This is a genomic window from Bacillus sp. FSL W8-0629, assembly GCF_038593225.1.
GTDB lineage: Bacteria > Bacillota > Bacilli > Bacillales > Bacillaceae > Bacillus > Bacillus altitudinis.
In genome coordinates this window covers 2467164-2493039 of record NZ_CP151975.1, presented here as the reverse complement: position 1 = coordinate 2493039, position 25876 = coordinate 2467164, and the positions used below count along the sequence as shown (strand labels likewise).

General features: G+C 41.9%; 27 protein-coding genes and 2 other annotated features. Of the genes, 25 read left to right on the top strand and 2 right to left on the bottom strand.

Annotated elements, in window-relative coordinates; all coding sequences use genetic code 11:
• Positions 1 to 145: 145 nt before the first annotated feature.
• The gene (locus tag NSQ17_RS12880; protein ID WP_135009361.1) at positions 146 to 631 is read right to left on the bottom strand and encodes a hypothetical protein; all 486 of its coding nucleotides are present in this window, start codon (positions 629 to 631) and stop codon (positions 146 to 148) included.
• Positions 632 to 871: 240 nt separating this feature from the next.
• Between NSQ17_RS12880 and hemA the strand changes: the two genes are divergently transcribed.
• The 8 genes from hemA to ysxE all read left to right on the top strand — a co-directional run bounded on the left by hemA (position 872) and on the right by ysxE (position 9771).
• Positions 872 to 2239, top strand: a complete 1368-nt coding sequence (hemA, locus tag NSQ17_RS12875) for a glutamyl-tRNA reductase (RefSeq protein ID WP_024718410.1) — start codon at positions 872 to 874, stop codon at positions 2237 to 2239.
• 7 nt (positions 2240 to 2246) lie between these two features.
• Positions 2247 to 3077 carry a cytochrome c biogenesis protein gene (locus NSQ17_RS12870; protein WP_007501558.1) on the top strand — a complete coding sequence of 277 codons (831 nt, stop codon included), beginning with the start codon at positions 2247 to 2249 and terminating at the stop codon, positions 3075 to 3077.
• 37 nt (positions 3078 to 3114) lie between these two features.
• Positions 3115 to 4050, top strand: coding sequence for a hydroxymethylbilane synthase (gene hemC, locus NSQ17_RS12865; RefSeq protein WP_024718409.1), 936 nt, complete (start codon positions 3115 to 3117; stop codon positions 4048 to 4050).
• Positions 4047 to 4838 (top strand): uroporphyrinogen-III synthase, encoded by a 792-nt coding sequence (locus NSQ17_RS12860; protein WP_008342826.1) that lies wholly within the window; start codon positions 4047 to 4049, stop codon positions 4836 to 4838. The genes hemC and NSQ17_RS12860 overlap by 4 nt, the downstream gene beginning before the upstream one ends.
• A complete protein-coding gene (hemB, locus tag NSQ17_RS12855; RefSeq protein WP_007501555.1) occupies positions 4835 to 5806 on the top strand; it encodes a porphobilinogen synthase in 972 nt (323 codons plus the stop codon). Before NSQ17_RS12860 ends, hemB begins: the two co-directional genes overlap by 4 nt.
• A gap of 27 nt (positions 5807 to 5833) precedes the next feature.
• Positions 5834 to 7126 (top strand): glutamate-1-semialdehyde 2,1-aminomutase, encoded by a 1293-nt coding sequence (gene hemL / locus NSQ17_RS12850; protein WP_039167003.1) that lies wholly within the window; start codon positions 5834 to 5836, stop codon positions 7124 to 7126.
• Positions 7127 to 7457: 331 nt separating this feature from the next.
• On the top strand, positions 7458 to 8702 hold the full coding sequence (locus tag NSQ17_RS12845) for a LysM peptidoglycan-binding domain-containing protein (protein ID WP_301231181.1): 1245 nt from the start codon (positions 7458 to 7460) through the stop codon (positions 8700 to 8702).
• 37 nt (positions 8703 to 8739) lie between these two features.
• A complete protein-coding gene (gene ysxE / locus NSQ17_RS12840; RefSeq protein ID WP_035391224.1) occupies positions 8740 to 9771 on the top strand; it encodes a spore coat protein YsxE in 1032 nt (343 codons plus the stop codon).
• 79 nt (positions 9772 to 9850) lie between these two features.
• Here ysxE and NSQ17_RS12835 read toward each other — a convergent pair whose 3' ends face one another.
• Complete coding sequence (locus tag NSQ17_RS12835; RefSeq protein ID WP_024718406.1) at positions 9851 to 10042, bottom strand: hypothetical protein; 192 nt, start codon at positions 10040 to 10042, stop codon at positions 9851 to 9853.
• A gap of 166 nt (positions 10043 to 10208) precedes the next feature.
• Positions 10209 to 10438 (top strand) — a binding site (T-box leader).
• 59 nt (positions 10439 to 10497) lie between these two features.
• Here NSQ17_RS12835 and NSQ17_RS12830 point away from each other — a divergent pair.
• The 17 genes from NSQ17_RS12830 to NSQ17_RS12750 all read left to right on the top strand — a co-directional run bounded on the left by NSQ17_RS12830 (position 10498) and on the right by NSQ17_RS12750 (position 25875).
• Positions 10498 to 13140 carry a valine--tRNA ligase gene (locus tag NSQ17_RS12830; RefSeq protein ID WP_024718405.1) on the top strand — a complete coding sequence of 881 codons (2643 nt, stop codon included), beginning with the start codon at positions 10498 to 10500 and terminating at the stop codon, positions 13138 to 13140.
• Positions 13141 to 13205: 65 nt separating this feature from the next.
• On the top strand, positions 13206 to 14510 hold the full coding sequence (locus NSQ17_RS12825; RefSeq protein ID WP_342467472.1) for a folylpolyglutamate synthase/dihydrofolate synthase family protein: 1305 nt from the start codon (positions 13206 to 13208) through the stop codon (positions 14508 to 14510).
• Positions 14511 to 14658: 148 nt separating this feature from the next.
• Complete coding sequence (locus tag NSQ17_RS12820) at positions 14659 to 15390, top strand: prepilin peptidase (protein WP_342467471.1); 732 nt, start codon at positions 14659 to 14661, stop codon at positions 15388 to 15390.
• Between the two features lie 163 nt (positions 15391 to 15553).
• Positions 15554 to 16564 carry an SPOR domain-containing protein gene (locus NSQ17_RS12815; protein WP_250026770.1) on the top strand — a complete coding sequence of 337 codons (1011 nt, stop codon included), beginning with the start codon at positions 15554 to 15556 and terminating at the stop codon, positions 16562 to 16564.
• A gap of 177 nt (positions 16565 to 16741) precedes the next feature.
• The gene (locus NSQ17_RS12810; RefSeq protein WP_007501543.1) at positions 16742 to 17311 is read left to right on the top strand and encodes a Maf family protein; all 570 of its coding nucleotides are present in this window, start codon (positions 16742 to 16744) and stop codon (positions 17309 to 17311) included.
• A gap of 48 nt (positions 17312 to 17359) precedes the next feature.
• Positions 17360 to 18034, top strand: a complete 675-nt coding sequence (radC, locus tag NSQ17_RS12805; protein ID WP_026050121.1) for a DNA repair protein RadC — start codon at positions 17360 to 17362, stop codon at positions 18032 to 18034.
• A gap of 90 nt (positions 18035 to 18124) precedes the next feature.
• The gene (locus NSQ17_RS12800) at positions 18125 to 19144 is read left to right on the top strand and encodes a rod shape-determining protein (protein WP_007501538.1); all 1020 of its coding nucleotides are present in this window, start codon (positions 18125 to 18127) and stop codon (positions 19142 to 19144) included.
• 27 nt (positions 19145 to 19171) lie between these two features.
• Entirely contained in the window at positions 19172 to 20071 is a 900-nt protein-coding gene (mreC, locus tag NSQ17_RS12795; RefSeq protein ID WP_024718400.1) for a rod shape-determining protein MreC, read from the top strand.
• On the top strand, positions 20068 to 20586 hold the full coding sequence (gene mreD, locus NSQ17_RS12790) for a rod shape-determining protein MreD (protein ID WP_008342803.1): 519 nt from the start codon (positions 20068 to 20070) through the stop codon (positions 20584 to 20586). Before mreC ends, mreD begins: the two co-directional genes overlap by 4 nt.
• 54 nt (positions 20587 to 20640) lie before the next feature.
• Positions 20641 to 21324 carry a septum site-determining protein MinC gene (minC, locus tag NSQ17_RS12785; RefSeq protein WP_007501533.1) on the top strand — a complete coding sequence of 228 codons (684 nt, stop codon included), beginning with the start codon at positions 20641 to 20643 and terminating at the stop codon, positions 21322 to 21324.
• Positions 21325 to 21326: 2 nt separating this feature from the next.
• A complete protein-coding gene (gene minD, locus NSQ17_RS12780) occupies positions 21327 to 22130 on the top strand; it encodes a septum site-determining protein MinD (protein WP_017358134.1) in 804 nt (267 codons plus the stop codon).
• A gap of 109 nt (positions 22131 to 22239) precedes the next feature.
• Positions 22240 to 23031 (top strand): M23 family metallopeptidase, encoded by a 792-nt coding sequence (locus NSQ17_RS12775; RefSeq protein WP_024718399.1) that lies wholly within the window; start codon positions 22240 to 22242, stop codon positions 23029 to 23031.
• Positions 23024 to 23893 carry a M50 family metallopeptidase gene (locus NSQ17_RS12770; RefSeq protein WP_024718398.1) on the top strand — a complete coding sequence of 290 codons (870 nt, stop codon included), beginning with the start codon at positions 23024 to 23026 and terminating at the stop codon, positions 23891 to 23893. The genes NSQ17_RS12775 and NSQ17_RS12770 overlap by 8 nt, the downstream gene beginning before the upstream one ends.
• A gap of 66 nt (positions 23894 to 23959) precedes the next feature.
• Positions 23960 to 24033, top strand: a sequence feature (ribosomal protein L21 leader region).
• A gap of 12 nt (positions 24034 to 24045) precedes the next feature.
• Complete coding sequence (gene rplU / locus NSQ17_RS12765; protein WP_003216781.1) at positions 24046 to 24354, top strand: 50S ribosomal protein L21; 309 nt, start codon at positions 24046 to 24048, stop codon at positions 24352 to 24354.
• 14 nt (positions 24355 to 24368) lie between these two features.
• Positions 24369 to 24707, top strand: a complete 339-nt coding sequence (locus tag NSQ17_RS12760; RefSeq protein WP_007501524.1) for a ribosomal-processing cysteine protease Prp — start codon at positions 24369 to 24371, stop codon at positions 24705 to 24707.
• A 12-nt stretch (positions 24708 to 24719) separates the two neighbouring features.
• Positions 24720 to 25004 (top strand): 50S ribosomal protein L27, encoded by a 285-nt coding sequence (gene rpmA / locus NSQ17_RS12755; protein ID WP_003216586.1) that lies wholly within the window; start codon positions 24720 to 24722, stop codon positions 25002 to 25004.
• 277 nt (positions 25005 to 25281) lie between these two features.
• Positions 25282 to 25875 (top strand): sporulation initiation phosphotransferase B, encoded by a 594-nt coding sequence (locus NSQ17_RS12750; protein ID WP_007501522.1) that lies wholly within the window; start codon positions 25282 to 25284, stop codon positions 25873 to 25875.
• Position 25876: the final 1 nt, after the last annotated feature.

The window sequence follows — 25876 nt, the reverse complement described above, 5'->3', positions numbered from 1 at the left end:
TACCTGCAAAATGTTGCTACACAAGCAACTGCAGATAAGGCGGTTATTGTCGTCTATATCAGTTAAACTGGATCTTATTCTTCTCGTAAGATGTGTATTATAAAACATCCAATTGATGGCTTTTCAAACAATTATATTGTATAAGTTATTTCCTTTTTAAAAATAATAAGAGGAGACTGACGGCAATCAATACATATGGCCAGTACAATTCAAAACCGGAAGTAGGGATCGAAAGTGTGCTAAGTTGCTTCGTAATTTGTTGAAAGAAATAAAGGAATAGACCGAGTGCAATGAGAACAACACTTTCTATTCGATATTCCTTTTTCTGTGATGATTTCATCAAAAGTGCGAGGCCGACGATGAACACAATCATCGTAAATGTATCTGGCCAGTGTTCTAATGTCGGCTGAAGGATAAAGTGTAGCGCAAGGCCTGTCATGAGCATACCGATAAACACATGAGAGGTTTCCTGTTCCTTCTTTCCTTGATATAAGAAAGCAAGGCCAAAAAGCAGTACAAGTGTATACCATTTCTCCTGATCTTTCCAAATGTCAAATTGATCTCCTGAGAGAATGGCATATAGTGCTACAGCCAGCAAAGTGAGCGGCAGCAAAATAGATTTCTTCTTCAAAGATGTCACCTTCTTATAAGCAGATCATTTGTCCGCACGCGCCAAATCTGGTAAATTGCTTGAAGTGATGATATGGCATTCGATGTCGAACATTTTTCTACTATATCACAACATTTTTGAAATCTGTTCACAATTTTTATCCAGTTAAAAATGAATATATGTTATAATCATTATAAATAATAAATTCTATATTGTAATTATTATAAATTAGACAGGGCGTTGGGGGTGCAAGCTGAAGTTATGCATATTCTTGTTGTGGGTTTAGATTATAAAACAGCCCCTGTTGAGATACGGGAACAGCTGAGCTTTGAACCGAGCGAGCTCGGAACAGCGATGTCCAAGCTTAAAGAAGAAAAAAGCATTCTAGAGAATATCGTCATCTCAACATGTAATCGAACAGAGATCTACGCAGTTGTAGATCAGCTTCATACTGGTCGGTTTTATATAAAAAGATTTTTAGCAGATTGGTTCGGTTTAGAAAAAGAAGATGTCTCTCCATATTTGAAATTTTATGAAAATGATGGAGCGGTTGAGCATTTATTCCGGGTTGCCTGTGGACTTGATTCTATGGTCATTGGTGAAACACAAATACTCGGTCAAGTGCGCTCAAGCTTTAAAGTCGCTCAAGAGGAGAAGACCATTGGTACCGTTTTCAATTATTTGTTTAAGCAGGCGGTAACAGTTGCGAAGCGCTCTCATGCGGAAACAGATATTGCGTCTAATGCTGTATCTGTCAGCTATGCGGCAGTGGAACTTGCCAAAAAAATCTTTGGACGTCTTTCTGATAAACATGTCCTTATTCTTGGTGCGGGTAAAATGGGCGAGCTGGCGGCTCAAAACCTTCAAGGTCAAGGGATTGGCCAGGTAACAGTCATCAATCGAACGTTTGAAAAGGCCAAAGAACTGGCCGGCCGCTTTTCAGGAGAGCCTAAGAGCTTGAATCAATTAGAAAAGACATTATCTGAAGCGGATATTTTAATTAGCTCTACTGGGGCTAAACAATTTGTGATCACAAAGGAAATGGTCGAAAAAGCGAACAAACAGAGAAAAGGCAGACCTCTATTCATGGTGGATATTGCAGTACCACGTGATTTAGATCCAGCTATTTCTGAAGTAGAAGGTGCTTTTTTGTATGACATTGATGACCTTGAGGGCATTGTGGCAGCTAACCTGAAAGAGCGACGTGCAGTAGCTGAAGAGGTGGAGCTTCTCATCGAAGCTGAAATTGTGGAATTTAAGCAATGGCTTAATACGCTCGGAGTGGTTCCTGTGATTTCTGCTTTAAGAGAAAAAGCACTCTCGATTCAAGCGGATACGATGCAAAGCATCGAACGAAAGCTTCCAAACCTCACAAATCGTGAAATGAAGTTGTTAAATAAACATACGAAAAGCATCATCAATCAAATGCTGAAAGATCCTATCTTAAAGGCCAAAGAAATTGCCGGGGAGCCGAATGCAGAGGAAAAACTTTTACTCTTTAAAGAAATCTTTGATTTACAGGTTGAAGATGAAGAGCAAAAGGCAGAGCCGATGCAGGTGGAGCAAGGGGCGTTTCAGCTGTTTAAAACAAATATGGCACAAGGCCTTGCTACAGTTGCCAGTGAGTGATTAGGCGATGATGGAATCCATTGTAGCGAGACTAGGTGAAGCGACGACCTTGATCTATGCACTCAGTGTCTTGTTCTATTTCATAGATTTTCTTCAACACAACCGGAAGGCTGGAAAAATGGCTTTCTGGTTGCTTTCTATTGTCTGGCTGCTGCAAACAGTCTACATGTTTTATATTATGATGGAAACAGACCGATTCCCTGTGTTGAATGTAGCAGAGGGGTTATATTTTTATACGTGGGTGCTTGTGACATTGTCACTTGTTTTGACAAAAGTATTACGCGTTGAATTTATTGTCTTTTTTACAAATGTGATTGGTTTTTCCATGATGGCGATTCACACCTTTACACCATCTGATCTTCATTCTGCCGAACTGACGGGAAAGCTGACGAGTGAGCTGCTCGTCATTCATATTACGATGGCCATTTTATCATACGGCGCTTTTTCACTTTCATTTGCTTTTTCACTACTCTACCTATTTCAATATCGTTTGCTGAAAAAGAAAAAATGGGGAAAATGGCTTTTGAGAATTGAAGACTTATCAAAGCTTGATCATATGGCGTATGTCTTAAATATTATTGGCGTGCCGATGCTCTTGCTTAGTTTAATTCTTGGCATTATATGGGCATATATTTCGTATGATACGTTGTACTGGACAGATGCAAAGGTGCTCGGTTCGTTTATTATGCTGTTTTTATACGGCTTTTACTTATACATTAGACTGGTGAGAAATATGCAGGGCAAAATCGTGGCGCGATGGAATGTCGCTTCATTTCTTGTGCTGATGATCAATTATTTTCTGCTTGGTAGCTTATCAACCTTTCATTGGTTTCAATAATGATGAGTCTTAAGGGCATTGTCGGGAGGAAGACGTAATGCGTACAATTAAAGTAGGTTCTAGACGAAGCAAACTTGCGATTACACAAACAAAATGGGTCATTCAAAAGTTGTCTGAACTAAACCCTTCTTATTCTTTTGAAATTAAAGAGATTGTGACAAAGGGTGATCAAATTTTAGATGTGACCTTATCAAAGGTTGGCGGAAAAGGTCTGTTTGTTAAAGAGATTGAACAGGCAATGCTGAACCATGACATTGACATGGCGGTACACAGCATGAAAGATATGCCGGCCTCTCTTCCGGAAGGTTTAGTCATCGGCTGTATTCCTGAGCGTGAAGATGTGCGGGATGCATTGATTTCAAAGGATCATCTCCGTCTTCATGAACTGCCAAAGGGAGCGGTTGTGGGAACGAGCAGCTTACGGCGCAGTGCCCAGCTTCTTCAGGAGAGACCAGATCTTGAGATTAAATGGATCCGTGGAAACATTGATACGAGACTTGAAAAACTGAAAAATGAAGAATATGATGCGATTATTCTAGCGGCTGCCGGATTGTCTAGAATGGGCTGGAGTCAAGAAGTCGTGTCGGAATTTTTATCTCCTGATACTTGCCTTCCTGCTGTAGGGCAGGGCGCATTGTCGATAGAATGCCGGGGAGATGACGAAGAGCTATTGCAGCTGTTAGCTCAATTCACAAATGAGTATACAAAGAAAACGGTCCTTGCTGAAAGAGCCTTCCTTCAACAAATGGATGGAAGCTGTCAAGTGCCGATCGCTGGTTACGCAACGATGAATGAGCGTGATGAAATTGAATTGACAGGTCTTGTGGCATCTGCGGATGGGCATACGATTATTCGAGAAACCGTAACAGGTACTGATCCTGAGGCAATTGGAACAGCATGTGCGAAGCAGATGGCTGATAAGGGAGCAAAGGATTTGATCGACAAGGTGAAAAAGGATCTGTCTTCCCAATGACGATAGCCAAATCGCTTTACGGACAGACGGTGCTTGTCACTCGAAATGAACGTCAAGCGGGTGCGTTTCAGCAGAAAATTGAAGCGCTGAACGGCCATGCTGTTTTAACCTCTCTTATCAGGTTTGAGCCAACGCTGACAAAAGAAAAAGCGAAGGCATTTTTAGAAGACTTAGAAGCAAGCCATTGGCTTGTGTTTACAAGTGTAAATGGTGCGTCTTTTTTTCTCAGTTATATAGAGAAGCATCAATTACATCAAAGCTTATCCCACTTGAAAGTGGCGGCCGTAGGTGAAAAAACATCTGCCTATCTGATGCAGCACGGCTTAAAAGTGGATGTGGTTCCAGAACGTTTTATAGCAGAAGAACTGGCAGATGCTTTAATTGAACATGTACACCCAGAAGAATGTGTCTTTGTAGCAAAAGGCCACCTGTCACGAGATGTGGTGAAGAATACCCTCGTTCCGCTTGGCATTGACGTAAAAGAGTGGATTATATATGAAACAGTGAAGGATGAGGACGGAATTATCGCACTCAAGTCGGCAATGATGGAGCAATCATTTGATTTTATTACATTTACAAGCTCCTCCACTGTTCATTCTTTTATGCACGCCATGGAGGCTGATATCGATAGATTAGCTGCATCAGACACATGTTTTGTGAGCATCGGTCCTCTTACACAAGAGGCACTGCTTCAATACGGGATTTCTTCTGAAACCCCAGATACTTATACGATAGACGGGATGCTTGATTTGATGTGCCGTTTATCTGAAAGGAAGTTGAACCAATGATGAAATTTAACAGACACCGCAGATTGCGTACAAGCGCAGGAATGAGAGAATTGGTGAGAGAAACATTTTTAAGACCCTCTGATTTCATTTATCCCATCTTTTTTGTAGAGGGAGAGAATGTCCGGAAAGAAGTCCCTTCAATGCCGGGTGTCTATCACATTTCAGTTGATCTTGTGAAAGAAGAAGTCCAAGAGCTTGTTGACCTTGGGATTAAATCTATCATTGTTTTTGGGGTACCAGACCATAAAGACCATGTAGGCAGTGAAGCTTATCACGATCATGGGATTGTTCAAAGAGCAACGCTTGAAATCAAAAAGCATTTCCCAGAGCTTGTGGTCATTGCTGATACTTGCTTATGCCAATATACAGATCACGGACATTGCGGAATCGTTGAAGATGGAGAAATTTTAAATGATGAATCTCTTCAGCTCTTAGCGAAAACCGCTGTCAGTCAGGCTCGTGCAGGTGCAGATATCATTGCTCCATCAAACATGATGGATGGCTTTGTTATCGCAATTCGTGAGGCGCTTGATGAGGCCGGCTTTGTTCATGTGCCTGTGATGTCATATGCTGTGAAATATGCAAGTGCTTTTTACGGTCCGTTTCGTGATGCGGCGCATAGCACACCGCAGTTTGGAGATCGTAAAACGTATCAAATGGACCCTGCAAACCGCTTAGAAGCACTGAGAGAAGCGCAGTCTGATGTAGAAGAAGGCGCTGACTTCCTGATCGTGAAGCCGTCACTTTCATACTTAGATATCATGCGTGATGTGAAAAATGAATTTACACTTCCTGTTGTTGCGTACAATGTGAGCGGAGAGTATGCAATGGTGAAAGCAGCAGCTCAAAATGGCTGGATTTCTGAAAAAGAGCTTGTTCTTGAAATGCTGACTAGCATGAAACGTGCAGGCGCAGAATTAATCATTACGTATCATGCAAAAGATGCAGCGAAATGGCTCTCAGAATAAAGAACGGATAGACAGGAGGACATTGAAATGGGACGTAGCTATGAAAAGTCAAAGCAAGCATTTAAAGAAGCGCAGCAGTTAATGCCGGGTGGTGTGAACAGCCCTGTGCGCGCATTTAAATCAGTCAATACAGACCCGATTTTTATGGAACGAGGCAAAGGCGCAAAAATATACGATATTGACGGAAATGAATATATTGATTATGTCTTATCGTGGGGACCGCTTATTTTAGGGCATACGAATGACCGTGTGGTTGAAAGCATTCAGCGAGTAGCTGAACATGGTACAAGCTTCGGTGCTTCTACTTTAGTTGAAAATGAATTAGCTAAGCTTGTATCAGAACGAGTTCCTTCTATTGAGGTCATTCGTATGGTCAGCTCTGGAACAGAGGCGACGATGAGTGCGCTTCGTCTAGCACGTGGTTTTACAGGCAGAAACAAAATTGTGAAATTTGAAGGCTGTTATCATGGCCACGGTGATTCTTTGCTCATTAAAGCTGGTTCGGGTGTGGCAACGCTTGGACTTCCGGATAGCCCTGGTGTCCCTGAAGGTACAGCAAGCAATACGATCACCGTTCCATACAATGATTTAGAAAGCATCAAAGTCGCTTTTCAAGAATTTGGAGACGACATTGCAGGTGTCATTGTAGAACCAGTTGCAGGAAATATGGGGGTTGTCCCTCCACAAGAAGGTTTCTTGCAAGGATTGAGAGACATCACTGAGCAATATGGCTCTTTACTCATTTTTGATGAGGTCATGACAGGCTTCCGTGTGGATTATCATTGTGCCCAAGGCTATTTTGGCATTACGCCTGATCTGACATGTCTTGGTAAAGTCATCGGAGGCGGCTTGCCAGTTGGTGCTTATGGCGGTAGAGCGGACATTATGAGACAAATTGCGCCAAGCGGCCCGATTTATCAAGCAGGAACGTTATCCGGTAACCCGCTTGCGATGACAGCAGGTCTTGAAACATTAAAACAGCTGACACCTGAGTCTTATGAAGAGTTTAGACGCAAAGGAGATCGTTTGGAAGAAGGCATTTCAAAAGCGGCGAAAGCACATGGGATTCCATTAACATTTAACCGTGCCGGTTCCATGATCGGATTCTTCTTTACAAACGAACAAGTCGTCAATTACGATACAGCGAAAACAGCTGACCTCGCTTTATTCGCTGAATTCTACAAGGAAATGGCTGATCACGGCATCTTCCTTCCACCTTCACAATTCGAAGGGCTGTTCCTCTCAACTGCTCATACGGATGAAGACATCGAGTATACAATTGAGACAGTTGAAAAGGTATTTCAAAAATTAGCTCAGTAACCAAAAGCCGATATGGAGACATATCGGCTTAGATCGTTGACAAAGGGTTAAAATGAACTTTATTTTAGCCCTTTGTCTTCTTTTCAGCGTGAAAGAAAACCTTTGCAGTCTAGGAAGGACGAGTACTGGAGCGGAGCGAATTTGACATTCGTGAGCACCAGCGCGCAGGACTGACACCGAATGCGAGGGTTTGTCTACACGCTGAGCCGATATGGAGACATATCGGCTTTTTGCTTTGCATAAAACCAATCATATTTTCACCGCCTCCTTCATACACCTGTATTGACATCTAATTTTATTTTGAAGGATTAGATGAAAGGAGGACACCGACTTGTCTCAAAACAATCGATTACAGTTTTCGGTAGAAGAGTCCATTTATTTCAAAAACGGACAGGAAGTCAGTGAGCTACTGTCAATTTCTCTCGATCCTGACATTCTCGTTCAAGAAGTGAATGATTATGTTTCCATTAGAGGTTCACTCGAGCTAACAGGAGAATACAACATAAATCAAGAGGAGCTAATGGGTGAATCCAGTTCCTATGCATCATACAGGCAGGCTGATGAGGTGAAGGTAAGAGAGGACGGAACGGCGGAGCTGCTGCATCAATTTCCGGTGGATATCACGATCCCCAAGAACAAAATTAGTCATTTAAATGATGTATTTGTGTTTATTGATGCATTTGATTACCAGCTGACAGAAAGCCGTTTGCTCACGATTCAGGCTGATTTGGCCATTGAAGGTCTGTTAGATGAAGGAACGCCTGAACCACTTGTAGAAGAGCCATATGAATTTGTCCATCGTGCTGAAGAGGAATATGGCGATGTCACTTATGAATATCAGGCGCAGCCTGAATATGAAGAGCAAGAAATGCTGCCACGTGAAGAGCATGAAGAAAATGCGGAACAGCAGGCCGCTTTGCAACATGAAGCGCGAACTGAACAAGAAGAGGATGAAATAGACATCGAGACGGTGATGGTGGAAGAAGCAGAAGAAGAGGAGGAATACGAGGAAGAAGAAGCCGTGGCGCTTGGGTATCGTTCCTTCCCAGAAGCTCAAGTACAAGAGCCGCCATTCTTTGACCCGCCTAAGCTGTTAGAAGAAGAGGAGCGGGATGATACGTTCTTTGAGGTGGAAGTGAGGAAAGACCCTGAAGCAGAGAGCAAGGAAGAAGAAGAGCCGCCAGCTTATCCAGCCTTTGAATCACCTACTTATCAGATGGAACAGACGCAGGAAGAGCGGGATGACAGCTATCAGTTCGAACGATTATATGAACGTGAAGCACCAAAGGTGTATGAATCAGCTCAAGAAGCTGAGGAGTTTGAACATGACCAGAGAGAAGCGTCTGGCAGTGAGAATTCTCTTTATTTAACGAAGCTGTTCGCTAAGCAGGAGGAGGAAGATTTTTCTCGCATGAAAATATGTATAGTTCAGCAAGAAGATACGGTCGATCGTATTTGTGAGCGATATCAGTTGAATGTGCAGCAGCTCCTTCGAACGAATTCATTGTCGGTGGATGCAGAGCTTGAAGAAGGGCAGATTCTTTATATTCCTGAATATCAAAAAAGCAATGCATAGTATGAGATGATGGACCGAGAAAATGTGGTGAGAGAACGTGGATGAAATCCAATCTGTCCTATACGAATACGGGCTTGAGGCTGAATATATCGAACCTGTCAGTCCAGCTGTCGTTAGAGTGTATACAAAGCAGGGCGTATTTGCACTAAAGCGGGTAAAGCCCCATCGACACATGCAGTTTACAGAGCAAATGCTTGAACTAGAATCAAAAGGCTATCGCTCGTTTGTGCCGATTTATCGCACGAAGAGCGGTTCCTTTTTCTCTAATCATCGGGAAAGCCAGTACACGTATTATCTCATGCCATGGCTGACCAATGAAAAGAGAGAAGAGCAGGACGATAAACATGAATATTTATTTCAAGAGATTGCAAGACTTCATAAACGAACAGAAGTCATGATGGACATTACTGAGCAGGAAATAGAGGCTCACTACACCCAAATGAAAAGCAAATGGGAAACAGAGAAAGACATGTATGAACGATTTATCGAGCGGGCAGAACAAACATGGTATATGTCGCCATTTGAGCTGGCTGCTGCTATGTATTTTTCAGAAGCGATGTCTGCAAGTGAATTTGCACTTGAACGTTTAGAGGATTGGCATGAGGAAATGAAAGACCAAGAGACGACACGTATTGTGTTAAACCATGGGCAATTGTCGATCCATCACTTTTTGTACAATGATGTAGGTACAGGACATTTCACCAATTTTGAGCGGTCCAAAAAGGCTGCCCCCATTTATGACCTTTTGACTTTTTACTATCGCACATTCAAAACCTACCCTACTCCTTGTCCTGAATGCACATCTTTGTTTTATACGTATCAAAAGGGAAATAAACTTCGTGAGGAAGAGATTCATTTGTTCTTGAGCTACCTCGCTTATCCGCAGAGTTTGTTTGATACGGTGAAAGCCTATGAAGCAGGCGGACAGGATGAGATGGAAAGTTGTCAAGAGCTGTTAAGGGCGTATTGGCAAATGAAAAATTCTGAGCCGACCGTCATGAAAATACACGAAATTGAGCAGGCTAGACGCCTTGAAGAAGAACAAAACGCCTCGTCATCAGAAGAGTGACGAGGTTGTTTGCTGTTGCGCTATGAAATGTCTAACGAGGGACCTATACATAAGAGTGAGCCTGCAGCTTTCAGCTCTCTTAAAACCAATCAAGGTGAAAGGCACAGGCGAGAAATATAAGAATTCCTAAGATGAGGACGTCAAATGTTGTGGGAAAAATGATCGTGCGAAAGCCTTGAAATATGGCAATCGGGAGAACGACTTGGGAGGCAACTGCCCGAATTTGTCTAAGCCATGGGGGGAGTGTGTAAGGATTGATCTTTTTCAAAATAAAACGCCCTCCTTCTTTATTTTGTTATTATCATATGGGCAAAGAGGCAAAGGGTGCCTGCCCAATTTGTATAAAGAAGAAGAAAAGCGGAAAAGATGATTGACGAAAACAAAAGGCATTTAGTAATATTAATAAAAGATGAGTATAAGCTGATGAACGTGATATATCGTAAGCGTGGATCAGGAAGAGTACGAGCAAGCCCCTAAAGAGAGGGAAACCAATAGCTGAAAGGTTTTCTAGGATGCACTTGTTTGGAAGGTCGCCTGTGAGCTTAATTTCTTGAAACATGTAGTAGAGAAATTCGGGAGATCCCCGTTATCCTTTAGAGAGTACGGGACACGTCTAAGTGTTTCGTGAAAAAAGGTGGTACCGCGAAAAAGCTTTTTCGTCCTTTTATAAGGATGAAAAGGCTTTTTTTATGTTTCATCAGCCGAAAAAATGTGGAGGTAACACAAATGGGAACAAATAATCAAGAAATGCCAACAAAGTACGATCCAAATGCGATTGAAAAAGACCGCTATACGTACTGGCTTGAAGGGAAATTCTTCGAAGCACAAAATGACAAAACGAAAGATCCATATACAGTCGTCATTCCTCCACCAAACGTGACAGGAAAATTACACTTAGGGCATGCTTGGGATTCAACTCTTCAAGATATCGTGACTCGTATGAAACGGATGCAGGGCTATGATGTTTTATGGCTACCAGGAATGGACCATGCGGGTATTGCAACACAAGCAAAGGTCGAGGCGAAGCTTCGCGAAGAAGGTGTGAGCCGCTATGATCTCGGACGTGAAAAATTTGTAGAAGAAACGTGGAAGTGGAAAGAAGAGTATGCCGATTTTATTCGCAGCCAGTGGGCGAAAATGGGTCTAGGTCTAGACTATTCGCGTGAGCGTTTTACATTAGATGAAGGCTTGAATAAAGCGGTCCGCCAAGTGTTTGTTCAATTGTATGAAAAAGGATTGATCTATCGCGGAGAATACATCATTAACTGGGACCCAGCAACAAAAACGGCCCTTTCTGATATTGAAGTCATCTACAAGGATGTGCAAGGTGCGTTTTATCACTTGAGATATCCGCTTGCAGATGGATCAGGTTCGATTGAAATTGCGACGACAAGACCTGAAACGATGCTTGGAGATACGGCAGTCGCTGTACATCCTGAAGATGAACGCTATCAGCATTTGATTGGGAAAACAGTTGTTTTACCAATTACAGGTCGAGAGATTCCAATCGTTGGGGATGACTATGTCGATATGGAATTTGGATCAGGAGCTGTAAAAATTACGCCGGCTCATGACCCGAATGACTTCGAGCTTGGAAACCGTCATAACCTAGAGCGCATTCTTGTGATGAATGAAGATGGCACAATGAATGGAAACGCACTTCAATACAAAGGAATGGACCGCTTCGAATGTCGTAAACAGCTTGTGAAAGATCTTCAAGAAGAAGGCATTTTGTTCAAAATTGAGGACCACATGCATTCAGTTGGTCACAGTGAGCGCAGTGGCGCTGTAGTGGAGCCATATTTATCAACACAATGGTTTGTGAAAATGCAGCCGCTCGCAGATGAAGCCATCAATCTGCAAAAAGGTGATGAGCAAGTTCAATTTGTTCCAGACCGATTTGAAAAGACGTATTTACACTGGATGGAAAACATTCGTGATTGGTGTATTTCTCGTCAACTATGGTGGGGACACCGCATCCCGGCTTGGTATCATAAAGAAACGAAGGAAGTATACGTGGGACTTGATGCGCCAGAAGATATTGAAAACTGGGAGCAAGATAACGATGTACTTGATACATGGTTTAGTTCAGCGCTTTGGCCTTTCTCTACAATGGGCTGGCCAGATGCAGACAGTGAAGACTTCAAGCGCTACTACCCAACCAATCTGCTTGTAACAGGCTATGACATCATCTTCTTCTGGGTATCTCGTATGATCTTCCAAGGTCTTGAATTCACAGGAGAAAAACCATTTAAAGATGTCCTCATTCATGGTCTTATCCGCGATGAACAAGGGCGTAAAATGAGTAAGTCACTTGGCAACGGAATTGATCCAATGGAGGTTATCGACAAGTACGGAGCGGATTCATTGAGATATTTCTTAGCGACTGGAAGCTCTCCAGGTCAAGATTTACGTTTTAGCTTTGAAAAGGTTGAATCCACTTGGAACTTTGCGAACAAAATTTGGAACGCATCCCGTTTTGCTCTCATGAATATGGATGGTTTAACGTACGATGAGCTTGATTTGACAGGAGAAAAATCAGTTGCTGATCAATGGATTTTAACACGCTTAAATGAAACAATTGAAAGTGTCACACAGCTTGCTGACAAGTATGAATTCGGTGAAGTGGGCAGACATTTATACAACTTCATTTGGGATGATTTCTGTGATTGGTACATTGAAATGGCGAAACTTCCGCTTTATGGAGAAGATGAAGCAGCGAAGAAAACGACTCGTTCGATCCTTGCGTATGTATTAGATCAAACGATGAGACTTCTACATCCGTTTATGCCGTTCTTAACAGAAGAAATCTGGCAGCATCTACCTCATGAAGGTGAGTCCATTACTGTAGCGGCATGGCCTGAAGTGAAGCCGGAGCTTTCCAACGAACAAGCTTCTGCTGATATGAAACTGCTTGTTGAACTGATTCGTTCTGTTCGTAACATTCGCAGTGAAGTGAACACGCCAATGAGCAAACAAGTTGAGCTTTACATTAAAGCATCTACATCTGATGTTCAGGAACGTTTAGAGAAAAATCGTTCATATATTGAGCGCTTCACGAACCCAAGTGTTCTTGAAATTGGCACAGATGTCCCAGCTAGTGATAAAGCGATGACGGCTGTTATTTCTGGAGCAGAACTCATTCTGCCGCTTGAAGGCTTAATCAACTTAGATGAAGAAATTGCTCGTCTGCAAAAAGAGCTTGATAAACTGACAAAAGAAGTGGAACGAGTTCAGAAAAAGCTTGGCAATGAAGGCTTTATGAAAAAAGCGCCTGAAAGTGTCGTAGAAGAAGAGCGTGCGAAAGAACGTGATTATGTCGCAAAACGCGAAGCTGTTCAAAAGCGTATTGAAGAGCTGAAAGCATAAGAGTGAAAAGACGGCTCCTAATGAATTGGAGTCGTCTTTTTTGAAAATTTCGTATGAAATGAGAGATGACATTGTTTACAACCTATCATGAAGCCATTGAATGGATTCATAGCAGACTCGCTTTCGGTGTCAAACCGGGACTTGAACGAATGAAATGGCTGATGGACAGACTAGACCATCCTGAACAAAAAATAAAAGCGGTGCATGTGGCTGGAACAAATGGAAAAGGATCAACGATTGCATTTACTCGATCCATTTTACAGTCAGCGGGCTATTCAGTTGGAACCTTCACTTCGCCATTTATTTTAACGTTCAATGAACGAATTAGTGTTAATGGGGAGCCGATTTTGGACGAAGAGTGGCTGAGTTTGGTGAACGAAATCAAGCCTTTAGTTGATGAATTAGATGATACAGAGCTTGGTGCAGCAACAGAGTTTGAGATTATTACAGCATGTGCGTTTGCTTATTTTGCCCATGTGCACCAAGTAGACTTTGTCCTCTTGGAAACAGGACTTGGCGGAAGACTTGATTCTACAAATGTGGCAGCGCCCATCTTAACAGCAATTACGTCGATTGGTCACGATCATATGGCCATTTTAGGCGACACACTTGATCAGATTGCAGCAGAAAAAGCTGGCATTATTAAAGCTGGGATTCCGATAATCACGGCCGTTCATCAAGCGGAAGCTCTTACTGTGATTCAACACAAAGCCGAAGAAAAGAATGCGCCGTTTATCTCGTTACAGGATACTTGTACCTTTAAGGACCAGCAGCCGACGGAAACAGGTGAACGCTTCACATTCACTACCCCAAAAAGGGAGTACTCGCAGCTAGAGACAGGGTTAATCGGAACGCATCAAATGCAGAACGCTTCCCTTGCCGTTCTACTGATCGAATGGCTGGAGCAAGAAGGATATATCCATGTGCTAAATGAGCAAGTGTATGAAGGAATTCGGCAAGCAGTGTGGGCTGGAAGATTTGAAAAGATCCAAGATCAGCCTCTTGTTTATTTAGATGGTGCTCATAACGAAGAAGGAATGGACCGTTTAATCGAAACTGTACAAGCTCATTTTTCTAGTAAACAGGTTCATGTATGTTTTAGTGCGTTAAAAGATAAACCTTACAAACAAATGATCGAAAAGCTTGAAAGGATTAGTTCATCGATTCACTTTGTTTCCTTTGACTTTCCAAGAGCAGAATCAGCGGAAAAGCTTTATGCTTGCAGTCATTTAGAAGCAAAATCGTTTGATGAAGACCCTCGTGCAGTGCTTGACTTCATTCAGAAGAAAAGAGATGACCCTTCAGCAATGATTCTGGTGACAGGTTCCCTTTATTTTATCTCAGATGTACGAAGTCGTATTTTACAGTAAGGAAAAGACGCAAATTGCTTCTATGCAATGTGCGTCTTTTTTCTTTTGATATGTAGGAGAGGGGAAAATCACTTTTTCTCAAGGTGATCAAAGGTGAATCGCTATGGTACAATCCGGTCTATTCTATTTCCGGAAGGAGTCACCTAATTTGATTGATTTTTTTATGTTTTTCACAGGCATGGTCATGGGGTCATTTTTTCATCTTGTTGGTGAGAGGCTTCCAATGAAGCGGTCTATTCTTTTTCCTCGTTCACACTGCGGAGCTTGTAAAGAGCCGCTTTCTTTTCACGACATGCTCCCGCTTTTTTCTTATATTGTATTGAAAGGGTCATGTAAGCATTGTAGAACCCGGCTCTCTTTGCTTTATCCAATGGTTGAGCTGTTGACAGGCGGCCTTTTTTTACTCGTTTATAGACATGCTGGTTTCTCTTTTGAGGGCCTTTTTCTTGTGAGTCTATGTAGTTTATTCGTGATTGCTGTCGTGAGCGATCTTTTTTATATGAGAGTACCCAACGAGCTCTTTCTCTTCTTTTTTCCTCTTTTCGTCATATACCGCACGCTAGAACCGCTTTTTATTTGGTGGGAAGGAGCGGCATCTCTTCTTATTTGTCTTCTTTTGTTTTATAGTTTAGAACATTTCAAGCCAAATAGTATGGGGGGAGCGGATGTCAAACTATTTGGTGTGCTTGCATTTTGCTTCGGATTTAAGCCGTTTCTGATCATTCTTTTTCTTTCGTCTGTCACGGGAATGGTTTACGCAAAGGTGTTTTCTTACAAGGCAAATGAACCCTTTCCTTTTGTTCCTGCCATCGCTTGTTCTTTCTGGTTTTATCTTTTTTGTGGTGATCTGTTAAACCCAATTCGCGATTTTTTCGGATGAGAAAATTGGCGAACACTTTTTGAACCTGCCGACAAAAGTCTTGTTCTTTTTTTTATTGGCTATGTTAAAGTGTGAAACAGAAAGAAGGACGGGTTACATTCGCGCTATTTCATTGGACAGAAAGGTCTTTCTTACAAACAATGTCAGAAAGCGGGGAACGACAGTGAAAAAAAGGCAGGCAAAAAAACAAGGGTTAAAGGTCAATATTAATGGCAAGGAAGAAATGCTGCATGGAGAAGAGCATCAGCCTCAAAAACAGCAAGAGGATCAAGTGACGTTTTCGAACTGGGAGGAAAAGAGGCAGTCGGAACAGGAGACAGCCGCTTCCGGGGAAGAACCGTCTAAACCGAAAGAAGAAGATTTTCAATGGGACGATGCAGCTGATCACATTTATCATTCGGATCCAAAGGTTGTCACACCTTATCAAAAGAAAAAAGGTTCTTTTGACCAGAAGTTCAGTAAAAACCGCGGTCCCTTCAAACGAGTGATGACAACGATTGTGTTTGCAGTCGTTCTAGGGACAGGCCTCGGTGTATTTGCACTAAGTTTAAGCAAAGATGGATCTGCCAATCCATCAGGAGGCGATCATATCAGCGTCTCAGCATCTGGAAGCGGGCCTTCGGCGAAAGCTGGGGGAGATGCACCACCGGCTGATCTTGCAGATACGTCAAAGGACAATGAAGGTGAAAAAAGTGCATCAGGTCATTTTTCAACCTTTGTGGTGCAGGCTGGAAAGTTTTCTTCTGAAAAAGGAGCAGATGACTTAGTTGACAGTTTAAAAGAGGCAGGATATGCAGGTAAAAAGGTATCAATGGATGATGGCTATTATGTTATTGCCGGACTTGCCACAGAACAAGGCATGACAAGTGCCGTTGGGAAAAAATTGATCGATCAGCATTTTGAAGCATGGGGAGGAAAAGAGCTCTCATTTCAAGTGCCGGATGAGCTGACAGGTTTAATAGAGAAGGCATCTGTCTTATCCTCTAAGGTGATTGCAGGAGAAGATGTGGATCAAAAAGAAGTCACTCAGTTGATTTCTGAGCTTGAAAATGCCAAAACAACCGACGCACCAGCCAAAAGCAGTTTGCTGAAAGCTGTACAGCTTTTAAATGACCCATCTGCTGAAAATGGCTGGAAATCTCAGCAAGCGCTATTAGATCAACTAAATACGTAAAATCATGTTTTTAACAGCCAAACTAGTCTAAAAATGACTAGTTTTTTTCTTTTGCTTCCAACATAATGATGTAGGAACATGAAAATGGCATTTTCGTTAATTGTCGGTAAGATGTTCATTTGATAGGATGAATGGGTATCTTACTTCTTAGGCTAAACCCTGAAAGGATGAACAAACATGAACCAGTTAATACTCGCATCTCAATCACCTAGAAGAAAAGAATTGCTTGATTTAGCAGGGTTTTCTTATGACATTCAAGCAAGTGATTTAAAAGAAGAAATAAATCGAAACCTTTCTCCTGCTGAGAACGTCCAATGGTTGGCAGAACAAAAAGCAAATGATATTCAAAAAATACATCCCAAAGCTGTGATCATTGGTGCAGATACAATTGTTGCAATTGATGGCAAATGTCTTGGAAAGCCAAAAGACAAGGAAGATGCAGCCTCAATGCTTCAATTATTGTCAGGTAAGACACATCAAGTCTTGACTGGTGTCACGATTCAATCAGAGAATAGAAAAGAAACATTTTATGAACAGACAGACGTGACATTTTGGCCGCTTACACAAGATGAAATAGACCGTTATATTGAAACCGGTGAGCCTCTTGATAAAGCTGGAAGCTACGGCATTCAAGGAAAAGGTGCACTGTTTGTACAAAAAATAGACGGTGATTATTTTTCCGTTGTAGGACTCCCTATTGCTAAAACAGTCAGAGTGCTTGAAACATTTGGTATCACCCCTTTTTGATGACGGGAAGGAATCAAAAAAGGAGTGTAGATCTTGAATCATTTCCCTATGCTGCTGAAGCATTTTCCTCATGATGAAAAGCCGCGCGAACGATTTGTCAAATATGGCCCAAGCAGCTTATCAAACCATGAACTTGTCGCGATTCTTTTGAGAACAGGCACAAAAAAGGAATCAGTTCTTCAAGTGTCCGCAAGACTTTTGCAAACATTTGGTGGTCTTCGTTCTGTGAAGGAAGCTTCTATTGAAGAATTGTCAAAGATTCGAGGAGTTGGAAAAGCGAAGGCGATCTCTCTTTTAGCTGCTTTAGAACTCGGCACTAGATTACACCATCAAACGACGGACAATCGTTATGTGATCCGCACGCCGGAGGATGGTGCGAATTTTGTGATGGAAGATATGAGATTTTTGACGCAGGAGAATTTCGTTTGTCTTTATCTCAATACCAAAAATCAAGTTCTTCATAAACATACTGTGTTTATCGGAAGTCTAAATTCGTCGATTGTTCACCCGCGCGAAATTTTTAAAGAGGCCTTTAAACGTTCGGCCGCTTCATTTATATGTGTGCACAACCATCCATCTGGAGATCCGACGCCCAGCAGGGAAGATATTGAAGTCACACAGCGACTTTTTGAATGTGGGAAGCTGATTGGAATACAGCTGCTTGATCATCTAGTGATCGGTGATCAAAAATTTGTGAGTTTGAAGGAAAAAGGGTATTTGTAACACTTTTTTTTTCAATGTTTTACGATATAATAGAGTTTATGAGTTTTTCCCTAAAGGGAATTTTGGTTTAAGAAAGGAAGATACATACATATGTTTGGAATTGGTACAAAAGACCTTGGAATAGATCTTGGAACAGCGAATACGCTTGTTTTTATTAAAGGAAAAGGCATTGTTGTGAGAGAACCTTCGGTCGTAGCTTTGGAAACTGATACGAAGTCTATAGTGGCGGTTGGAAATGACGCTAGAAACATGATCGGTCGTACACCTGGTAATGTTGTGGCACTGCGCCCAATGAAAGACGGAGTCATTGCAGACTACGAGACGACAGCAACAATGATGAAATATTACATTAATCAAGCATTAAAAGGTAAAGGGCTTTTTGCTCGTAAACCGTACGTGATGGTGTGTGTACCATCTGGTATTACAGCAGTAGAAGAGCGTGCTGTCATTGATGCAACAAGACAAGCTGGTGCTCGTGACGCATACCCTATTGAAGAGCCATTTGCTGCGGCAATCGGCGCTAACCTTCCTGTATGGGAGCCAACTGGAAGCATGGTTGTAGATATTGGCGGCGGTACAACAGAAGTAGCCATTATTTCACTTGGCGGTATTGTGACATCTCAATCGATCCGTGTGGCAGGAGACGAGATGGATGATGCGATCAGCAGCTACATTCGTAAAACGTATAATCTTATGATTGGTGATCGCACGTCAGAAGCGATTAAAATGGAAATCGGTTCTGCGCAGCCTGACGTACATGATGAGATGGACATTCGCGGCCGTGACCTTTTAACAGGTCTGCCAAAAACGATCTCTATTACGGCAGAAGAAATTGCAAAAGCGCTTCGCGATACGGTGGAAACAATTGTCGATGCGGTCAAAATGACACTTGAAAAAACGCCACCTGAGCTGGCAGCAGATATTATGGACCGTGGAATCGTTTTAACAGGCGGTGGTGCATTGCTGCGTAATCTTGACAAAGTCATTAGTGATGAAACAAAAATGCCGGTCATTATTGCTGAAGATCCGCTTGACTGTGTGGCGATCGGAACAGGGAAAGCACTAGAACATATTCACTTGTTCAAAGGAAAATCTAAAGATAATCGATAATTGGGCGTAAATAAAGAGGTGTAAGACATGCCGCAGTTTTTTATGAATAAAAGATTAATGTTGCTCCTTGTCTGTGTCATCGTACTGGTGGCCATGATTGGTTTTTCAGTGAAAAGCGGCAGAGGTGCTTCATGGCCGGAAAAATTAGTGGGGGATACGACAGGCTTTTTTCAAGGTGTCTTTCATAAACCATCACAATTTATTGCCGGTATTTATGGGAACGTACAAGATTTAAAGAACACATATGATGAAAACGAGCGTCTTCGAAAAAAACTTGATGGACAAACCCAATATGAGGCGAAACTTCAAGAACTAGAAGATGAGAACAAAAAGCTTCGCAAGCAGCTCGGATATGTGAACTCTATTCGTGACTACACGCCCATTCTTTCAACAGTCATTGCGAGAAACCCGTCCCTTTGGGATAGTTTTGTCATGATTGATAAAGGGAAAAAACAAGGCGTTGAAAAAGATATGGCGGTCACCAATGAGAGTGGTGCGTTAATTGGGAAAATTGAAAGTGATAAGCTCAACAATTTTACGTCGACTGTAAGGTTGCTAAGCTCTACAGATCAAAATAATAGAATTTCAACGAAAATTTTTGCGAAAAAGGGCAAAGAAGAACTCAATGGAATTATTAACGGTTATGACAGCAAGAAAAAAATGCTGACAATGAACATTTTAAAATCCGATGCTGATGGGGATGTCAAAAAAGGAGATCTTGTTGAAACATCTGGAGCAGGGGGCGTATTCCCGCAGGGCTTGACGATTGGAAAGGTAAGCGAAATTGAGCCGGACCATTACGGACTGACAAAAATTATTTATGTAGAACCAGCTGCTGAACTCAATAATTTAGACCGCGTGATTGTTGTGAATCGCAGTACAAGTTCGGCAGATGCATCTCAATTAACGAAGGAGGAAGGCTCGTGAAACGTGTCCTTCTTGCTTTCGTCATGTTGTTTATTTTCGTATTTGACAGTATTTTTGTCGATTTAGTGAAGCTCCCATTTGTTTCAGATAATCAAATTTTAGCACCTCATTTCATCTTACTCGCACTTGTATTTATGACAGCTTTTGTGAATCAAAAATATGGTGTGATTTATGGATTTATCTTTGGACTTTTATATGATATTTCGTATACAGGTATTCTTGGTGTTCATATGTTTGGCTTTGGTGCGCTCTGCTATTTGTTAGCAAAAGCCTTCAAAGTTCTCCAAACGAATATGTTAGTCGTTGTCTTTCTATCGATGATTGCTGTTGCAGTGATGGAGTTTTATGTGTACGGCGTTCAAGCGACGATTCAACCAGGTATTATGCCTTTTAATACGTATGTCATCGAACGCTTTATTCCAACGATTCTTTTAAATACTGCTGCGTCTCTCATACTTGTTGTGCCGCTTAGGCTCTTTTTCATCAATGTGAAACAAGGACTGATCGACGAATAAAAGCAGGAGTTTGTCCAATTACGGCGAAATGAGTATGTTGTTGAGGTGAGCATCTTGAAAACTCAAAAACAGCAGTATGTGACAATAAAAGGTACAAAAAACGGATTAACATTACAGCTAAATGATGACTGTTCGTTTGAAGACCTTCTTTCTGGCTTGCGAGAGGTTCTTTTACTTGAGCAATATACAGATGGAAGAGAAGGACATAAAGTCAATGTGCATATTAAACTTGGTTTTCGATATTTAACAGAGGATCAAGAGGCGCGTTTAACTGAAGCGGTGTCTGAAAATGAACATCTCGTCATTCACTCTATTGAAAGTGACGTCATGTCAACTGAAGAGGCGAGACGTTTAAAAGCAGAGGCTGAGATTACTTCTGTAGCAAAAATTGTACGCTCTGGACAGGTGCTTTATGTCGAAGGGGATCTTTTATTAATAGGAGATGTCAACCCTGGCGGAACCATTCGTGCAGGGGGGAATATTTTTGTGCTCGGTGCATTAAAAGGTGTAGCGCATGCTGGATGTAATGGAAACAAACAAGCTGTGATTGCGGCATCTCATATGATTCCAACCCAGCTTCGCATCGCACAGGTGTTTAACCGTGCACCGGATCAAAAAGAAGATGGAAATGAAATGGAATGTGCTTATTTAGATATAGATGGCAATATGATCATTGAACGCCTGCAGCAATTGGCTCATATAAGACCTAATCTGACAAGGCTTGAGGGAGGAATGTGAAATTGGGCGAGGCTATTGTGATTACCTCAGGAAAAGGCGGCGTTGGCAAAACAACAACATCTGCAAACTTAGGCACAGCACTAGCAATTCAAGGGAAAAAAGTGTGTCTAGTTGATACCGACATCGGCCTTCGGAATTTAGATGTCGTGATGGGGCTTGAAAACCGCATTATTTATGATCTAGTCGATGTAGTAGAAGGAAGATGCAAGATTCACCAAGCGCTTGTGAAGGATAAGCGGTTCGAGGATCTGTTGTATCTTTTACCTGCTGCTCAAACAAGCGATAAAACGGCGGTAGAGCCGGAGCAGATCAAAGAATTAATTCAATCATTGAAACAAGACTTTGATTATGTTGTCATTGATTGCCCTGCTGGAATTGAGCAAGGCTTTAAAAATGCTGTATCAGGTGCTGACAAAGCGATTGTGGTCACGACACCTGAAATCTCAGCTGTGAGAGATGCAGACCGAATTATCGGCTTGCTGGAACAAGAGGATATTGAACCGCCTCGTTTGATTGTGAACCGCATTCGTACACACATGGCGAAAAATGGCGATTCGATGGATGTGGATGAAGTTGTTCATCATTTATCAATTGATCTTCTCGGCATTGTAGCCGATGATGATGATGTCATTAAGGCTTCAAACAATGGTGAACCGATTGTCATGGATGCTAAAAATAAAGTTTCCATTGCGTATCGCAATATTGCTCGCCGCGTACTAGGTGAATCTGTTCCTCTTCAATCCTTTGAAGAAGAGAACAAAGGGATGTTTGCAAAGCTGAAAGCATTTTTCGGTGTAAGAGCATAATGATTCACGTGAGATGAGACCGATTCGATGAGAATCGGTCTTTTTGGTGCATATCATATGAGGTCGCCACATAAAATGTACAAACTGTTTGTATGTAAAGGGTGATCTTATGAAAAGAGTGGACGAGTATCGAAAGAAAATAGCGCAGCGCCGCAAAATGAAGCAGCCAGCTGCAGCCCCTAAGAAGGCAGCTTTCAAGAAGAAAGATGATATTCCGCCATGGGTCATGTTAACAGAAGAAGAAAAGCATTCTGGCTCGGCTTCCTACGAGTCAACTTCTCATCAGCCGAAAAAATTTCGCCATCCGTTATTTCATTCAAATACATTTGTGCTTAAATGTTTACTTTCTGCCTCTCTTGTACTGATTGCCGCTATTTCATTTAAAGGACAGGCGGGGCCTTTTCAGCAGCTGAAGCCGATGATCAGTCAAACCTTTGAACAAGATTTTCAATTTGCCGCCGCCAACCGGTGGTTTGAGAAGACTGTCGGAAACCCACTTGCCTTTTTAACCGATAAAAAAGAAGGACAAAAGGACGTACAAGCCAATCAAGAGCTGGCTGTCCCTGCCTCTGGAAAAGTGCAGGAATCCTTTACGCAAAATGGTGCCGGAGTGAAAGTTGAAACATCTGCTGAAGCCATCGATAGTATGAAAGAAGGCTATGTCGTAGAAGTGAAAAAGAAAAGTGATACGGGGCTCACAGTCGTGGTGCAGCATGCAGATAACAGCTACAGCTGGTACGGCCAACTAAAAGAAGCTGATGTGGCTTTATACGATTTTGTCGATAAAGGGGAAAAAATTGGTCAAATTGCGCTTGATAAACAAGGCAAGGGGACATATTACTTCGCCATTAAGCAAAATGAACAGTTTATTGATCCCATTCAGGTGATGACCTTTGAATAGATGGCTGCTCATGCTGACAAAGGTCCATGTTCACCCGCTCCTTTGGATAGTCATGGCATTTGCCATGCTATCAGGTCAAATTAAGCCGTTGCTTTGTCTGCTCATCATCGTCTGTGTCCATGAGCTTGGACATGCAGCGGCTGCTTGTTATTATCATTGGCGGATTCGGCGGATTTTTTTACTGCCATTTGGCGGGGCGGTAGAAGTAGAAGAGCATGGGAACCGTCCGCTAAAAGAAGAGTTGGCGGTCATTTTATGCGGACCGCTTCAGCATGTCCCGCTCCAGCTCGTCGCCTGGCTTCTCATGGAAGCCTCACTTATCTCATATGACGTCTTTACGATGTTTACTTTTTATAATGTAGCGATTTTTTTAGTGAACCTTTTGCCCATTTGGCCACTTGATGGCGGGAAATTATTCTTTTTGCTCTTATCTGTTTTTTACCCTTTCCAACAGGCACATGCCCTTGCAATAAAAGGCTCTCTCATTTTCTTCGGTCTTTTGACAGCAGGGTTACTCTGTTTTGCTCCGCTGCAATTCAACGGCTGGATCCTGCTCACTTTTTTAGCCTACTCGCTTGTGATGGAGCACCGGCAGCGGCATTATATCAGGGTACGTTTTTTACTAGAACGTTATTACGGTAAAAAAGAGCAAAAGGTAGAGAAACTCATTCCGCTGAGAGCGAGTGCTGAGGAGAAAATATATGAAGTGATGGCGCGATTCCAAAGGGGCTGTAAGCATCCCATTATTATCGAACGGAATGGTGTGAAAATGAGCCAGCTCGATGAAAATGAATTGCTCCATGCTTATTTTTCAGATCGAAGAACCACCTCTTCCATGGAAGATCTTCTTTTGCCGTACTAATGGTGAAAATACATTGACATTCAGCGTCTAATTTGATATATTTTTTAATGTTATGGATATGTAGCACCCGTGCTACAACCGCGCGGAGCAGGTGTAAAGTGCCTATTGGCCCCCTGTATTCGGCGAGTCTGAGTTTATTAGGAGGTGCAGAGATGTACGCAATTATCGAAACTGGTGGTAAACAAGTAAAAGTTGAAGAAGGTCAAACTGTTTATGTTGAAAAACTAGCTGCTGAAGCAGGTGAAACAGTTACTTTCGAAAACGTATTGTTTGTCGGCGGAGACACTGTCAAAGTGGGTAACCCTTCAGTTGCTGGAGCAACAGTAACGGCTAAAGTTGAAAAACAAGGTCGCGGTAAGAAAATTACTGTGTTCAAGTACAAACCGAAGAAAAACAACCACAAGAAACAAGGTCATCGTCAACCTTACACTAAAGTTGTTATCGAAAAAATCAACGCTTAAGGCGTGTGAGTGATATGATCAAAGCAACCATTACTCGGTCGCCGGCAGATGAAAGCATTACGTCTTTTCAGATGACTGGACATGCCGAGTTTGCTGAAAAAGGTCAGGATCTCGTTTGTGCAGGTGTATCTGCTGTTGTTTTCGGATCAGTCAATTCAATTATTGCACTGACAGGAATGGATCCACTGCTTGATATTGGAGATGAAGGCGGGTATTTCTCTTTTGAACTGCCAGCTGATACAGATCCAGTCACCTTTGAAAAAGCCCAGTTGCTTTTAGAAGGCATGGTCGTTTCCTTAGAAACAATTGAACGAGATTATCACGATTATGTGAGAATATCTACAAAAAAATAGGAGGTGAACTTCATGCTTAGATTAGATCTTCAATTTTTCGCATCTAAAAAAGGGGTAGGTTCTACAAAGAACGGACGTGACTCTGAGTCTAAACGTTTAGGCGCTAAACGTGCTGATGGTCAATTCGTAACTGGTGGTTCTATCCTTTATCGTCAACGTGGAACGAAAATCTATCCAGGTGAAAACGTTGGACGCGGAGGCGACGACACTCTTTTCGCTAAAATCGACGGAACAGTTAAATTCGAACGTTTCGGTCGTGACCGTAAAAAAGTGAGCGTATATCCTGCGGCACAATAATTGCTAAAAACTCCGGTCATTGACTGGAGTTTTTTTCACTATTCAGGGAGCTTTTGCGCTTTTTACAAGTAGTACCGAAGATGATAAAAGAAGATGCACTCCATAAATATCAAAGAATGTTTGCTGACTTTGCCTCATTTTCTCCTATACGATCAGAAAAAACAACCTTTCCTCACATAACTAGTGTTTTTCTAAGCTGTCTTCTCTGTTATAATTCAGGGAGACATATTGATGATAAGACTCCTAAAAGAGAGACCAAACGATTGGGAGTGCGATAATGGAAGAGATACCAAGTAAACAAAACGAAAAATTAACTCACGTTGCATTAACGAATGAATTGATCCATCTGCTTAGTCGTTCAAGACACGACTGGATGAATAAATTGCAGTTAATCAAAGGCAACTTGACATTAGAAAAATATGACCGAGTGTTCGAAATAATAGAAGAAATGGTCATTGAAGCACAGCATGAATCCAAACTCTCAAATTTAAAAATTCCCCAATTGGCCTATTACTTTCTAACCTTTAATTGGGAGTCGCATTTTATCACCCTAGAATATGAAGTGCTTGGTGAAACCCGAGACTTATCAGCATATGAATCGCAGCTGCTAACGGTATCACGGGAGTTGTTTTCGATATTCGATCAATCAGTTTGCCAAAAAACTGAAAATCATTTAACGGTCACTTTCCAAACGGATCATGAAGAGAATGATGTGATCTTATATTTTGATTTCAAAGGAAAATTAACAAGTTTGGATGCGTTAAATGCGTTTCATGACGCAAACTATCCATGTATGAGTATAACGCAATTTCATGTGACGAATCACGAGTCCATGATTGAGCTTTGTTTGAGGCAAGAACGAGATATGTGAT